Annotated in this window: 14 protein-coding genes; 6 read left to right on the top strand and 8 right to left on the bottom strand. The window is 62.8% G+C overall.

Going from position 1 to position 13,142, the window contains the following annotated elements:
• Position 1: 1 nt before the first annotated feature.
• From JET14_RS10745 to JET14_RS10735, 3 genes are all read right to left on the bottom strand, one after another.
• Positions 2-841, bottom strand: coding sequence for a YgfZ/GcvT domain-containing protein (locus JET14_RS10745; protein ID WP_200333448.1), 840 nt, complete (start codon positions 839-841; stop codon positions 2-4).
• 108 nt (positions 842-949) lie between these two features.
• Positions 950-1,207, bottom strand: coding sequence for a hypothetical protein (locus JET14_RS10740; protein WP_024707077.1), 258 nt, complete (start codon positions 1,205-1,207; stop codon positions 950-952).
• 160 nt (positions 1,208-1,367) lie between these two features.
• Positions 1,368-1,784: an NUDIX hydrolase gene (locus tag JET14_RS10735; protein ID WP_200333447.1), complete on the bottom strand. Its 417-nt coding sequence runs from the start codon at positions 1,782-1,784 to the stop codon at positions 1,368-1,370.
• A 65-nt stretch (positions 1,785-1,849) separates the two neighbouring features.
• Between JET14_RS10735 and JET14_RS10730 the strand changes: the two genes are divergently transcribed.
• The gene (locus JET14_RS10730; RefSeq protein WP_200333446.1) at positions 1,850-2,596 is read left to right on the top strand and encodes an SOS response-associated peptidase; all 747 of its coding nucleotides are present in this window, start codon (positions 1,850-1,852) and stop codon (positions 2,594-2,596) included.
• 24 nt (positions 2,597-2,620) lie between these two features.
• Here JET14_RS10730 and pssA read toward each other — a convergent pair whose 3' ends face one another.
• From pssA to JET14_RS10710, 4 genes are all read right to left on the bottom strand, one after another.
• Positions 2,621-3,511 carry a CDP-diacylglycerol--serine O-phosphatidyltransferase gene (pssA, locus tag JET14_RS10725; RefSeq protein ID WP_200333445.1) on the bottom strand — a complete coding sequence of 297 codons (891 nt, stop codon included), beginning with the start codon at positions 3,509-3,511 and terminating at the stop codon, positions 2,621-2,623.
• The gene (locus tag JET14_RS10720; RefSeq protein WP_200333444.1) at positions 3,511-4,209 is read right to left on the bottom strand and encodes a phosphatidylserine decarboxylase; all 699 of its coding nucleotides are present in this window, start codon (positions 4,207-4,209) and stop codon (positions 3,511-3,513) included. The genes pssA and JET14_RS10720 overlap by 1 nt, the downstream gene beginning before the upstream one ends.
• 115 nt (positions 4,210-4,324) lie before the next feature.
• On the bottom strand, positions 4,325-6,211 hold the full coding sequence (locus JET14_RS10715; protein WP_200333443.1) for an ABCB family ABC transporter ATP-binding protein/permease: 1,887 nt from the start codon (positions 6,209-6,211) through the stop codon (positions 4,325-4,327).
• A 153-nt stretch (positions 6,212-6,364) separates the two neighbouring features.
• Positions 6,365-7,840, bottom strand: coding sequence for a LysM peptidoglycan-binding domain-containing protein (locus JET14_RS10710; RefSeq protein WP_200333442.1), 1,476 nt, complete (start codon positions 7,838-7,840; stop codon positions 6,365-6,367).
• Positions 7,841-8,022: 182 nt separating this feature from the next.
• On the opposite strand from JET14_RS10710, the gene JET14_RS10705 reads away from it, so the two are divergent.
• Positions 8,023-8,646, top strand: a complete 624-nt coding sequence (locus tag JET14_RS10705; protein ID WP_200338067.1) for a TIGR00730 family Rossman fold protein — start codon at positions 8,023-8,025, stop codon at positions 8,644-8,646.
• Positions 8,647-8,683: 37 nt separating this feature from the next.
• Here the strand turns inward: JET14_RS10705 and JET14_RS10700 are convergent, their stop codons facing one another.
• Positions 8,684-9,412 (bottom strand): Crp/Fnr family transcriptional regulator, encoded by a 729-nt coding sequence (locus tag JET14_RS10700; protein ID WP_024707085.1) that lies wholly within the window; start codon positions 9,410-9,412, stop codon positions 8,684-8,686.
• 196 nt (positions 9,413-9,608) lie between these two features.
• Between JET14_RS10700 and hemN the strand changes: the two genes are divergently transcribed.
• The 4 genes from hemN (at position 9,609) to JET14_RS10680 (ending at position 13,138) form a co-directional block, all read left to right on the top strand.
• Positions 9,609-10,961 carry an oxygen-independent coproporphyrinogen III oxidase gene (gene hemN, locus JET14_RS10695; RefSeq protein WP_200333441.1) on the top strand — a complete coding sequence of 451 codons (1,353 nt, stop codon included), beginning with the start codon at positions 9,609-9,611 and terminating at the stop codon, positions 10,959-10,961.
• A gap of 102 nt (positions 10,962-11,063) precedes the next feature.
• Positions 11,064-11,345, top strand: coding sequence for an acyl carrier protein (locus tag JET14_RS10690; protein ID WP_138749545.1), 282 nt, complete (start codon positions 11,064-11,066; stop codon positions 11,343-11,345).
• 100 nt (positions 11,346-11,445) lie between these two features.
• The gene (locus JET14_RS10685) at positions 11,446-11,934 is read left to right on the top strand and encodes a 3-hydroxyacyl-ACP dehydratase FabZ family protein (protein ID WP_183482529.1); all 489 of its coding nucleotides are present in this window, start codon (positions 11,446-11,448) and stop codon (positions 11,932-11,934) included.
• Position 11,935: 1 nt separating this feature from the next.
• Positions 11,936-13,138 (top strand): beta-ketoacyl-ACP synthase, encoded by a 1,203-nt coding sequence (locus JET14_RS10680; protein WP_200333439.1) that lies wholly within the window; start codon positions 11,936-11,938, stop codon positions 13,136-13,138.
• Positions 13,139-13,142: the final 4 nt, after the last annotated feature.

Below are 13,142 nucleotides of genomic sequence, written 5' to 3'. Positions count from 1 at the left end.
GTTACTCGGGCTCCGCGCCGGTCGGCTCGAGCGATACGCCGCTCCAGGCATAGGGCGTGACGCTGACCGGTAAGCCGCCGACGCTGACATCGCCGGCGGCCGCCGCGATCCGGTCGATGCGCACGATCGCCATGGCGGCATGTCCGCTGACCGAACCGAGGCTGCCGGCATACTTGCCGCCGGCCTCGACAGTGCCCTGATCCGTGTTGAAGGGTTCGGAGGCCTCCAGCCGCACCAGCCTTCGCCGCGCCGTGCCGCGATGCTGCATGCGCGAGACCACTTCCTGGCCGACATAGCAGCCCTTGCGGAAGTTGAGACCGCCATTCCTGTCGAACAGCACGTCATGGGGAAAGGCGTCTTCGGCGGCGAAATCCGCGTGCATCTCCGCCGCGCCGGCTTCGATCCGTAAGGCAGTATAAGTCTCGGGGTCATCCGCTGCGCCGTCCAGTCGATCGGGCAGGCGGAAGAGCGCGACATCGGAGAGCGAAAAGCGCCTGTCCGCAACAGCGCTGTCCGGAATAGTGTCCTCGCCGACGATCGCCGTGACGCCGTCATGAGCCGGCGTGCCGATCGTCACCTTGGCGCGTAGCTTGTAAAGCATCAGCCGCTTGGCGAGCGCGGCCTGGTCCCCGGCATGGGTCTCGATCAGAAAACCCGCCGGACCGCGCGAAATCAGGAAATCGAACATGATCTTGCCCTGTGGCGTCAACAGCGCGCCGGGCCAGGCCTCGCCGGGGGCAAGCCCATCGATGTTGGTGGTGATCAGGTTCTGCAGAAACGCTTCGGCGTCTTCGCCCTCAAGCGTGATGAAGGCTCTGTCCGGAAGATGGATCAATGCCATTGTCGTCCCTTTCATGCGCGGCGCGGATCGAATCGCGATCCGATTTGTCACGCGCGAAGCGGCATTCGTCAATGCGGGGAGGAGGGCGGCTCGGCAGCCAGGCCGGGATTACTGAAGGATGCGATCGGGCGAGAACTCACCGGCCAGCATGCGCTCGCGCAGCGATTCCAGCATCGCCTCCGCGCCTTCCTCGCCGATCATGCGGACGGTTTCACGCATGGCGAGCGCCAGCGCCGCATCGGCGATGATCTCGGGTTCGATGCCGTCGGCAACGCCGTCGGCCCAAGCTTCGTTCTGGTATTCGAGAGCCGCCTGCATCTTTTCGCGCACGATCATGTCGTCGATTTCATTGGCATTCGGCTTCATCTCTGTTCCTTGCTGGCTTCTCGTTCTTGGTCGTTCGGTCACTACCGTATCAACATTTTGGTCGTTCTGTCAGCGGCGCTGCCATAAAAAGTGAACAGCCGGTTAACGCGACGGCATCGCCGCGATTGTTCCCGCGTTGCTGTGACGCCCGCGCCACAGTTCAATCCGGCGATGCGAGCCTTTCGGCGCATTCGAGCACGCTGGTCGGCACGTTCAGGACGCGGATTTCCTCAAGCGCGTACCAGCCGAGGTCATCGGCATCGTCGGCAGCGGCCGCGACGGCTGCCCCATCGACATCCGCGAGAAAGACGCTCAGCCGGTAGAAGCTCGTGATGCGCCCATCGTCGTCGCGGTCGATCAGGTCGTAGACGGCATATCTTCGGGCGGACGCGGCAATAAGCCCCGTTTCCTCGGCCAGTTCGCGGATTGCGGCCTGTTCGGCCGTCTCGCCTTCCTCTGCCTTGCCGCCGGGAAAGGCATACATCGCCTGCGCCGGCGGATTGGCCCTGCGCACGAGCAGGAATTTCTCGCCGCGTCTGACGATCACGGAGGAGGCGGGTTTGGGTGAAACGGTCATGATAGTCCTTCCGGCATGCGTTGACGGACCTTGTCTTCCGCCGCGCAAGATGAAATCTATTCAGAATGTGCGGACGTTTCGGATTGATAACAAGCCCAGAGGCGACAGCGGAAGCCTTCGATCTGACCGGGATCGACCCGTTTCCGCCACGCTACAATATCGCCCCCTCGCAACCGATCCTGATGGTTGTCAACGCCTCGGAACTGACCGGCGGCGGTCAAGGACGGACGGCGCTTCTGGTGCGCTGGGGGCTTATTCCGGCCTGGGTGAAGGATGGCCGGGACTTCCCGCTTCTTTTCAATGCGCGCGCGGAAAGCGCTGCGGAAAAGCCGGCCTTTCGCGGCGCCCTGCGCCATTTCCGCACGCTGGTGCCGGCAAGCGGCTTCTTCGAGTGGCGCAAGGCGGGCGGCAAGGGCACGGCCCAGCCCTACTGGATCCGCCCGCGCCATGGCGGACTCATCGCCTTCGCCGGCCTGATGTCGCCCTGGCAGGGCGCGGACGGCACGGAGCTTGATACCGGCACGATCCTGACCACGCAGGCAAGCGGCGTGGTGGCGAAACTGCACGACCGCTCGCCGGTGATCATCATGCCGGAGGATTTCGAACGCTGGCTTGATTGCCGCGATCTCGAGCCGCGCCATGTGGCCGACCTGATGAAGCCGGCGCCGGATGACTTCTTCGAGGCCTTTCCAGTTTCAAAGGCTGTCAGCAATGCCCGCAATCTGGGCGCGGATCTGATCGAGCCCATCGGACCCGCGCTTCTGCCGGACGCGCCGGAGCCGCGGTCCGGCGAACAGATGGACCTCTTCTGAGGCGCCCGCATCCGGAAGGTCGGGTCAGATATCGAGATCGAGCCGGTTCTTGCGCGGGTGGTCCGGATCGTCCTCGTCATCGTCATCGCCGTCCTCCTCCATCACCAGCGTGCCGTATTTCGAGTGCCAGGCGCGGGCGCCGAGCGGCAGGGCCGCAAGGTAGAGCGCGGAGCCGGCAATCATCATATGCCAGGTATAGGCCACGAGAAGCGCGACCGAGAGAACGGCCAGCAGCATCATCGGCAGCGCGAATTCGCGACGGACATTGAGGCCGAGGCTCTTGCCCGACCAGACAGGCAGGCGGCTGATCAGGAGGAAGCCGATGAGCACCGTATAGAGCGACGCGGCAAGCGCGATGCCGCGGCTCGGCTCCATGCCGAGAAAGCCGAGATAGACCGGCAGAAGCACGATGATCGCGCCCGCAGGCGCAGGCACGCCGACGAAATACTCGCCCTGCCAGCTGGCCTTGCGCTTGCGGTCGGCCATCACGTTGAAGCGCGCAAGGCGCAGCGCGGCGGCAATCGCATAGAGCAGCGCGGCGATCCAGCCCGGCGTTCCGGCATTGTCAAGCAGATAGATATAGGAGACCAGCGCCGGAGCGATGCCGAAATTGACGATGTCGGCAAGCGAATCCATCTGCTCGCCGAATTTCGAAGATGCTTTCAGAAGCCGCGCCAGCCGGCCGTCGATGCCGTCGAGAAAGGCTGCGATCAGCAGCATCATCACGGCTTCGGGGAACTTCCCCTCGATCGCCTGCCTGATGCCGGAAAGTCCGGCACAGATGGCAAGGACGGTGACGAGATTGGGGAGGATCAGGCGCAGCGGAATTTCGCGCAGACGCGGACCCCGGCCGGACAGGTCCGAGCCGGATGTCTTCCGCGTCGCGAGGGGGCCGTCGGTCTCATTCCGACTCATCAGATCCGCCGTCCGGCCACAGGCAGTTCAAAGTCACCGAAAACGGCGAGAACCGTTTCGCCCGCGGTCGCCGTCTGACCGACCGCGACGCGCGGCGTGGCGCCGGCGGGAAGGTAAACGTCAAGCCTGGAGCCGAAACGGATGAGGCCGAAACGCTCGCCGGCGTCGACCACATCGCCGTTTTCGACGAAGCAGACGATGCGGCGGGCGACGAGACCGGCGATCTGGACGACGCCGATGGACCCATGGGCCGTTTCCAGCACCACGCCGTTGCGCTCATTGTCCTCGCTCGCCTTGTCGAGTTCGGCATTGAGGAACTTGCCCGGGCGATAGTGAATGCCGCGCACCGTGCCGGCCATGGGGGCGCGGTTCACATGGCAGTTGAACACGTTCATGAACACGCAGATCCTGAGCATCGGCTCGCTTCCGAGACCCATTTCCTGCGGCGGGATCTCCTCGCTGACGGAGGAGACGAGACCGTCGGCAGGGCTGATCACGATGTCGTCATCCTGCGGCACGACGCGCTCGGGATCGCGGAAGAAATAGGCGCACCAGAGCGTGGCGAACAGACCGATCCAGAACAGCGGATCGGCGATCCAGCCGAGAATGAGCGTCGCGACGAGAAAGATCGCGATGAAGGGGTAACCCTCCTTGTGGATGGGTACGATCGCCTTCCTGATCGAATCGAAAACGGTCATCTTAATCCTTGGCTCCGGGGCGCTGTTTTGCGCCGTTCCTGTGGTTGACGCGCGGGAAGCTTACAGGTTCCCCCGTGTCTTGAAAATGGTTCTCCGCGACGGCGGGCGCGGGCGGTCAATTGGCCGGATCGAGCCGCATGATCACGCCCATATCGTCGCTTTCCCGCACTTCGCGCAGGTGTTCCTCGGCAAGCGTCGCTTCCCGCTGGCGTTCCCACATCTGCGCATAAAGGCCGTTCATGGCGATCAGGTCGTCATGGGTGCCGCGCTCGGCGATCTCGCCGCGCTTCAGAACGATGATCTCGTCGGCGCCGATGACGGTGGAAAGCCGGTGGGCGATGACGAGCGTCGTGCGGTTCTTCGAGACGACATCGAGAGCGGCCTGGATTTCGCGCTCCGTATGGGTATCGAGCGCCGAGGTCGCCTCGTCGAGCACGAGGATCGGCGGGGCCTTGAGGATCGTGCGGGCGATGGCGACGCGCTGCTTCTCGCCGCCCGAAAGCTTCAGCCCCCGCTCGCCGACCTGGGTGTCGAAACCTTCCGGCAGTTGCCGGATGAAATCGCCCACCTGGGCAAGTTCGGCCGCCGCATTCACTTCCTCGTCGGTCGCCGACGTCCGGCCGTAGCGGATATTGTAGGCGATCGTGTCGTTGAACAGCACGGTGTCCTGGGGCACCATGCCTATCGCTTCCCTGAGCGAATGCTGGCGCACCTCGCGCAGGTCCTGCCCGTCGATCGTGATCGCGCCCTCGTTGACGTCGTAGAAGCGGAACAGAAGCCGGGAAATCGTTGATTTGCCCGCGCCTGTCGGCCCGACGATCGCCACCGTCTTGCCGGCCGGCACCTCGAAGGAGACGCCCTTGAGGATCGGTCGCGCAGGATCATAGGCGAAGTGCACATCCTTGAAGGCGATCGCGCCCTGGCGGATCTGCAAGTCCTCGGCATCGGGCTTGTCGGTGATTTCCGGGTCGACCTCGAGGATATGGAACATCTCCTCGATATCGGTCAGTCCCTGGCGGATTTCGCGGTAGACCGAGCCGATGAAGTTGAGCGGTATGGCCAGCTGGATCAGCATCGCATTGACGAAGACAAAGTCGCCGATCGTCTGCGTGCCGTTCTTCACCGCGATTGCCGAAAGAACCATCATCACCGTCATGCCGGCGCCGAAGATGACGCCCTGGCCGAAGTTCAGCCAGCCGAGCGAGGTCCAGATGCGGGTCGCCGCCGTTTCGTAACGGGCCATGGAGGCGTCATAGCGGCTGGCTTCCATGTCCTCATTGCCGAAATATTTGACGGTTTCATAATTCAGGAGCGAGTCGATTGCCTTGGTGTTGGCGTCGGTGTCGCTGTCGTTCATCTGCCGGCGGATGGCGATGCGCCAGTCGCTGGCCTTGATGGTGAACCAGACATAGAGCACGACGGTAACGGCGGTGATCGCCAGATAGTCGAAGCCGTAGCCCCACCAGAAGATGATCGCGACCAGGACGAATTCCAGCACGGTCGGCAGCGTGGCAAGGATGGTGAACCGGACGATGGTTTCGATGCCCTTGGTGCCGCGCTCGATGATACGCGAAAGTCCACCGGTCTTGCGCGACAGGTGGAAGCGCAGCGCCAGCCTGTGCATGTGCACGAAGACGCGGTGGGCGAGCTGGCGCACGGCATATTGGCCGACGCTGGCAAAGAGCGCGTCGCGCAGCTGGTTGAAGCCGAGCTGGCCGATGCGGGCGAGGTTGTAGAACAGCACCAGCGTGATCGCGCCGAACAGGAAGGCCGGCAGGATGGTGTTGATCTCCAGTTCGCCGGTCAGCGCATTGGTCGCCCATTTGAAGGAGTAGGGGACCATGAGCAGGATCAGCTTGGCGATCACCAGGGCGATCGTCGCATAGACGACGCGGCGTTTCAGGTCCGGGCGGGTGGACGGCCAGATATAGGGCCAGAGATTGATGATGGTCTGAAGCGGATTGGCTGAATCCGCTGAAACGGTTTTCTGGCGGTCTGCCATGTTAATCCCCCGGCTCAAGGCGGGTTTGCCGAGCCAAAACAAATAAGGTTCAAAGACGGGAAAACGACGCACAGGGCGTCGTTTTGTCATGCGAGATAGGGTCGTCTGCGACCGATTGCAATGCCGGCACGGCGTGTTTGCCGCAATTGCGCCTTATTGATCGGCCGGCGGAAGCTGGTATTCCGGGCCCACCGGCATGCCTTCCAGCAGGCGGCGGTGGATGGTTTCCGCCTCGCTGTCCGGCAGTGGCTCGACGGGCACGGAGAACACCTGTCCGGGAAGAATGAGGTCCGGATTGACGATCTGGGTTTCGTTGGCGAGGTAAATCGTGGTGTAGCGGACGCCGCGACCGTAGACCCGGCGCGAGATCCGCCACAGATTGTCGCCGCGGCGAATGATGACGGCATTGTCGCTGCCCTGAAGCTGCGGCTGGACGAAGGTCCGGGTGCCGTCGGTCTGCTCGGCGCTGGTGCCGTCGGCATTGGTCGAGATCGCGGCAATCTGGTTGCCGGGCGGCCGGTCGAAGGGCACCACGGCGCGGGCGACCACCCGGTTGTCGGCATCGAGCATGTCGACGCGGATGGTGTGGAGCCCGACGGAAACATCGGTCTTCGCCTCGAGCACGTAATTGCCCTCGACATTGACCGAGCCCTCGGCCACGAGCGCATCGTCGACATAGCCGCGAATGGTCGCGCCGATCTCGCCTTCGCCGGCGACGAACAGCGTGTCGTCCTCGATCTCCACCGCCTTGATGCTGACGGTGACGGCGACGGGCTTCTGGTCGGATAGGGGTTCCTGCGCCGCCGTGACCGCCTCGGCCGTGTCGCGGTCGCCGCCGCGCGTCTCGACGTTGACGGCGGGAAGGTTGGTTTCCGTGTCGCGGTCGCCGGACGTCTCGCCGGTGAGCATGTCGCGATCCTGACCATTGTCCGGCGCGCCGGCCTTTTGATCGTTTCCGTCGGTCTCGCGGGTCGCTACGACAGTATTCTCGGGCGTTGTTGTCGTCTGCAGTTCCGGCGCGGAAATGATTTCCGAGGCCTTGCCGGGCTCGGTGATCAACGCAAGAAGCTCGCCATTATTGCCGTCGGGTATGGAAACCGTAGCCGTTTGCTCGGAGCGCACCGTCCGTCCGTCCGGCATGGTGACGCTCAGATAGAGCAGATGATCGCCGGGTGAAAGCGGGGTCTCGACGATGGCGACGAAATCGCCGGATTCGGTGACATCGGAGGAGGCGAGGACGTTTTCCTCCTCCTTTACGTCCAGAACACCGAGCGGCTCGGCGCCGCCGGCGATCACGGCGGTGCCATCAGGTTCGACGCGCAGGAGGTCGAATGTGGGAATCCGTAGCGTCGCCTGCTGCTGCTCAACCGTTTGCTCTTCCGTATCCTCGGTCACTCCGGCATCCGGTTCGGCGGTTGCGGCCTCGTCCTTCGGTTCCTTGCGCGAGACCTCTTCCTGCATGTCGGGACTGGGGGGCTCCGTTTGCGGTGCAGCAGTCTGCGTGCTCGGAGCAGGTTGCCGGTCGGCGGAAACATCCTCGCCCCGGTCGCGCAGCGCAAAATAGGCGCCCGCCGCAACCAGCAGCAGGACAAGCACGGCAATGATGACACGTGTGTTGTTGTTCTTCATTCGTCACTCCAGACACGGCGTCACGCAGACGACGTCAATTCGCTGAAAACGCTAGCGATAGTGCGGTTTATACACAAGTGTTCATTCGCGCCTGCGGGAAAGCGTGAACAAGGTAAACGCCTGATTGTGGTCGATTTGCAATGCGCTTGACCGGGAACAGCCAAATGGGGTTCATTAAAACCATGACAAGCGAACACGACACGATTCGATCCGTATGCGTATATTGCGGCTCGAGACCCGGAACATCCGCGACCTATATGGCCGCCGGCAAGGCGCTCGGAACGGCCATCGCCAAGGCCGGCTACCGCCTCGTCTATGGCGGCGGCACGAAGGGTATCATGGGCGCCGTCGCCGAGGGCGTGCTGGAAAATGACGGCCATGTGGTCGGCATTATCCCGGAGTTTCTGGTGGACATGGAGGCGACCCGCCATCAGCTCGAGGCGCTTGACGAATTGCTGATCACGCCGGACATGCACGTTCGCAAGCACACCATGTTCGAACGCGCCGATGCCTTCGTCGCGCTGCCGGGCGGTATAGGCACGCTGGAGGAAATTGTCGAGATCATGACCTGGGCGCAGCTCGGTCGGCATTCGAAGCCTATGATCTTCGGCAATGTCGACGGTTTCTGGAACCCGATGATCCAGCTGCTCGAACATATGAGCGGCGAGGGATTCCTTCATACCAGTCATCAGGTTCGGCCGCGCATGATCGATGACGTTGGCGACATCCTGCCGACGATCGAGGCGCTGTGGGCCGAACAGGATGCCGATGACGAGGGCGAGAGCCATATCATCAGCCGTCTCTGATTCGGTCAGCCGTCGCGTCGTGCGCGCGGCTTGACGCTCAGTCGTTGCCGGCGGCGGCGTTCAGGCGGTCGATATCCGGCACGGTGACATGCCGGTTGTTTTCCACGAGAATCACCTTTTCCTTGCGCAGCTTTGTCATCTGGCGGCTGACCGTCTCGATGGTCAGGCCGAGAAAGTCGGCGATGTCGGCGCGCGACAGCGGCAGGTCGAAGGTGCAGCCGTCGTCGGCCTCCGGGTCGATATGGGTGGCGATCAGATGCAGGAACGAGGCGACCTTCTCGCGCGCGGTCTTGCGGCCGAGCGTCAGCATCCAGTCGCGCGCCTCGTCGAGCTCCTTCAGCGACTGGTCGTAGAGCTTGTGTTCCAGGCCGGGCGTGTCGGCGATCATCCGCTCGATTGCGGCGCGGGGAAAGGCGCAGATTTCCGTCGCCGTCGCCGCTTCCGCCGTAAGCGAGCTTTCGCGGGAGAACGGCCGGCCGAGAAAATCGGGCGCGAACTGCAGGCCGACAATCTGCTGGCGGCCGTCCGCCATCATCTTGGAGAGCTTGACCACCCCGCGCAGGATATTGGAGTAGCTGTTGACGTTCTCGCCCTGGCCGACGACCTCCGTGCCGGGATCGATCGTCCGCTTCGAGGACTGCTTGTTGAGTGCAGCCAGCTGTGAACCGTTGAGGACCGAGCAAATGCCGCCATGGCGCGCCTCGCAGGCCCGGCAGACCTGGGGTATGACGTCATCATCGGTTGCGAAATGCGGCTTCTCATCCATGGTTTCACCAAATCGCAGCCCGTTTTCGAGGCTGCCTTCAATCTTTCGACCCGTCTAGACGCCCTTTGCCCGGCGCGCAACCGTTTAGCGGCCGGCGCGGACGGATGACATCTTCATTCCTTGATTAAAGTCAAAGCCGGGGTGAGCGCAAGGCGATAACGACAATCTGGTTCCGCATGAGCAAGGGTTTTTCGCCATGACATCCAGCCGGCAGTTGCTGAAGACGTTTTCGCGCCCCGTTCCGCGCTATACGAGCTATCCGACGGCGCCGCATTTTCACGGCGGGATTTCGGGAGCGGACGTCAGTTCCTGGGTGAGGGCGCTTTCCCGGGAAGACAAGCTTTCGCTCTACGTCCATATTCCCTATTGCGACCGGCTCTGTTGGTTCTGTGCCTGTCACACGAAGCATACGCTGCGCTACGAGCCGATCACTGCCTATCTGGAAAGTCTCCGCGACGAAATCAAGAGCGTCGGCGCAATGGTCCCGTCCGGCGTCAGGGTTACCGCCCTGCATTGGGGCGGCGGATCGCCAACGATGCTGACACCGGACGACATGCGCCGGCTGATGGGGTGGTTGCGGAACGCATTCGACTTCGCCGATGACGCGGAGATCAGCGTCGAGATGGATCCGAACGATCTCGACGAGGCGCGCTACGATGCGCTTGCCGGGATCGGCGTGACCCGCGCAAGCCTCGGCGTTCAGGATTTCGACGAGCGTGTGCAAAAGACCATAAACCGTCTGCAGAGCTTCGAGCAGACGGCCGCCGTGATTGCCGCCATGCGCGCGCGCGGCGTGCGCTCGGTCAATTGCGACCTGCTCTACGGCCTGCCGCACCAGAACCTTGAGACGCTGTCGCGCACCGTCAAGCAGATCATTTCACTTCGCCCGGACCGGATCGCGCTTTTCGGTTATGCGCATGTTCCGTGGATGAAGAAGCACCAGACGCTGATTCCCGAGGACGCGTTGCCGGATGCAGAGGCCCGGTTCGAGCAGATGACCCTTGCCGGCGATATGCTGGCGGCGGCCGGCTATCAGCCGATCGGTATCGACCATTTCGCGCTTCCCGGCGACAGCCTGGCGGCTGCGGCGAGAACAGGAAGGCTGCATCGCAACTTCCAGGGTTATACAGATGACGGCGCGGATGCATTGATCGGGCTCGGAGCCTCTTCGATCAGCGAGGTGAAGGAGGGCTACTGGCAGAATATTCCGGCGATCGGCGAATATCGCCGTCTGGCGGAGGCCGGCGAACTGCCGGTCGTGCGCGGCATTGCGCTTGATGACGAGGACCGGCTGCGCCGCTTCGTCATCGAGAGGGTCATGTGCGCCTATGGCTTTTCCGCCTGCGAGCTGCGTGCCCGTTTCGGCGAGGCGGCCGAGCACGTGATGGCCGAGGCAAGGGCCTATGCGCGTCACAATCCCGAGATCTGTCGCTTCGACGCCTTCGGTTTTCGTCTGGAAAATGCGGCATTTCCCTTCGCCCGCTCTGTTGCCGCGACTTTTGATACCTATCTGGAAGGCGGCCGGGGACGACATTCCTCGGCGGTCTGATCAAATGTCGAAAAATGAGCATCCGATGCCCCGTGGCCATTGGCTTTTCGCCAATCTTTGCCTATGAGAAGGGCTGAATTGATAGTTTGAAGAGGTACAGGCGTGAGCGCTACATTCGATAAAGTTGCCGATATCATCGCTGAAACGAGCGAAATCGACCGCGACAAGATTACGCCGGAAAGCAACACGATTGACGATCTGGGCATCGACAGTCTTGATTTCCTCGATATCGTCTTTGCCATCGACAAGGAATTCGGTATCAAGATTCCGCTCGAAAAATGGACTCAGGAAGTCAATGAGGGCAAGGTCGATGCAGATGAATACTTCATCCTGAAGAATCTCTGCGCCAAGATCGACGAGCTGAGAGCGGCCAAGAACGCCTGATTTCGTCAGGCAGCCCTCTTCTGCGGACAAGCTTCGGGGCCTGCCGTGGCTTCCGTTTCCTGGCCGTGAACGATGCAGGCGGGAGAGGCTGAAGGCATTCATGCTGCTCGAATACTTCCAGATGATCGACGAGATCGTGTCCGTGGACATTTCCGCGGGCCGGATCGTCGCGCGTTCGACGGTGCCGGAGAAGAGCCCCGTGTTCGAAGGGCATTTTCCCGGCATGCCGCTTGTGCCGGGTGTGCTGTTGATCGAGACCATGGCGCAGGCCTCCGGCATGCTGCTTCTGGGCGTGAACAACTGTTCGGCCATGCCCTTCCTGATGATGGTCGACAGCGCCAAGCTGCGCAGCTTCGTCGAGCCGCATGCCGTGCTCGATATCGAGGCGGCGCTGGAGCACGAAGGCTCGGGCTTTGCCGTGACCAAGGCGAAGATCGCCTCCGCGGGCAAGCCGATCGCCAGTGCGCAGCTGAAATTCCGCACGCTTTCTTTTGAAGACAATGATCTGGCGCCGATCGTCAGGCGACGGGCCGAGGAAGTCGGCCTCTTCGCCGCGATCGAGAACGGCCAGACCGTGGAAAGGTCCTGAAATGACGAAATCGGACAATGATGTCGTTGTCACCGGTATCGGGCTTGTGACCAGTTTCGGCGTCGGCCAGGCGCCGCATGTCGCCATGCTGACCGGCGGCGCGGCGCCCGATATGCGCGTCGATGACGAAATCTGCGCGCCCTATCCGGTGCATCCGCTGCCCGAGATCGACTGGAAAGACCAGATCCCGAAGCGCGGCGACCAGCGCCAGATGGAGAACTGGCAGCGCCTCGGCGTCTATGCCGCCGGTCTGGCACTCGATGACGCCGGCGTGAAGGGCAATGAAGACATCTGCTCGACCATGGACATGATCGTGGCCGCCGGCGGCGGCGAGCGCGACATTGCCGTCGACACGATGATCGTCAACGAGGCGCGCGAGCGCACCGACCGCGAAATCCTGCTGAATGAAAAGCTGACGACCGAACTGCGCCCGACGCTTTTTCTCGCGCAGCTCGCCAATCTGGTTGCCGGCAATATCTCGATCGTCCACAAGGTCACCGGTTCGTCGCGCACCTTCATGGGCGAGGAAGCCGCTGGCATTTCGGCTGTTGCCACGGCATATGCCCGCATACTCGCCGGCCAGTCGACGCATACGCTCGTCGGCGCCTCCTTCGTGGCCGAGCGGCGCGACATCCTGTTGATGTTCGAGGCGGTTCATGCGCTGTCGCGCGGCAAATGGGCGCCGCTCTGGGACAGGGCCGCCGAGGACGATGGCGGTATGGTCATGGGTTCGGCAGGCGCGTTCCTGGTACTCGAATCCCGCGCCTATGCCGAGGCGCGCGGCGCGCATGTCTACGCAACGCTTGCCGGCGTCGAGGGCGATCGCGGCAAACGGGATGACGGCAGGTTTGAAAAGCGGCTGGGCCGGCTCTTTGCCGATGCGGGCTTTGCGGGCGGAGAGGGCGAGGCCGTCTTCTCCGGCGCCACCGGTCTGAGCTCGCTGACGAAGCAGGAAGCCGACTTCCTGAGGACAAGTTTCCCGGCAACGCCGCTGCGCGGCTATACCGGCATCACCGGCCACGCCATGGAGGCCAATTTCCCCCTCGGCATTGCGCTGGCCGCACTTTCGCTCGATGCCAAGGCGCCGGTGCCCGTCTTCAATGACGGAGAGGCATCGATGTCGGCGCGGGCCGAGAAGATCGCCGTGACCACCGTCGGCCTGCAGCGCGGCGAAGGTGTTGCCGTGCTTGTCGGCGAGAAGTGAGAGA

Origin of the sequence: Martelella lutilitoris (assembly GCF_016598595.1) — a bacterium.
Taxonomy (GTDB): Bacteria; Pseudomonadota; Alphaproteobacteria; order Rhizobiales; family Rhizobiaceae; genus Martelella; species Martelella lutilitoris_A.
The sequence above is the reverse complement of the archived record's forward strand: the minus strand, read 5'-3'. Positions and strand labels throughout refer to the sequence as shown.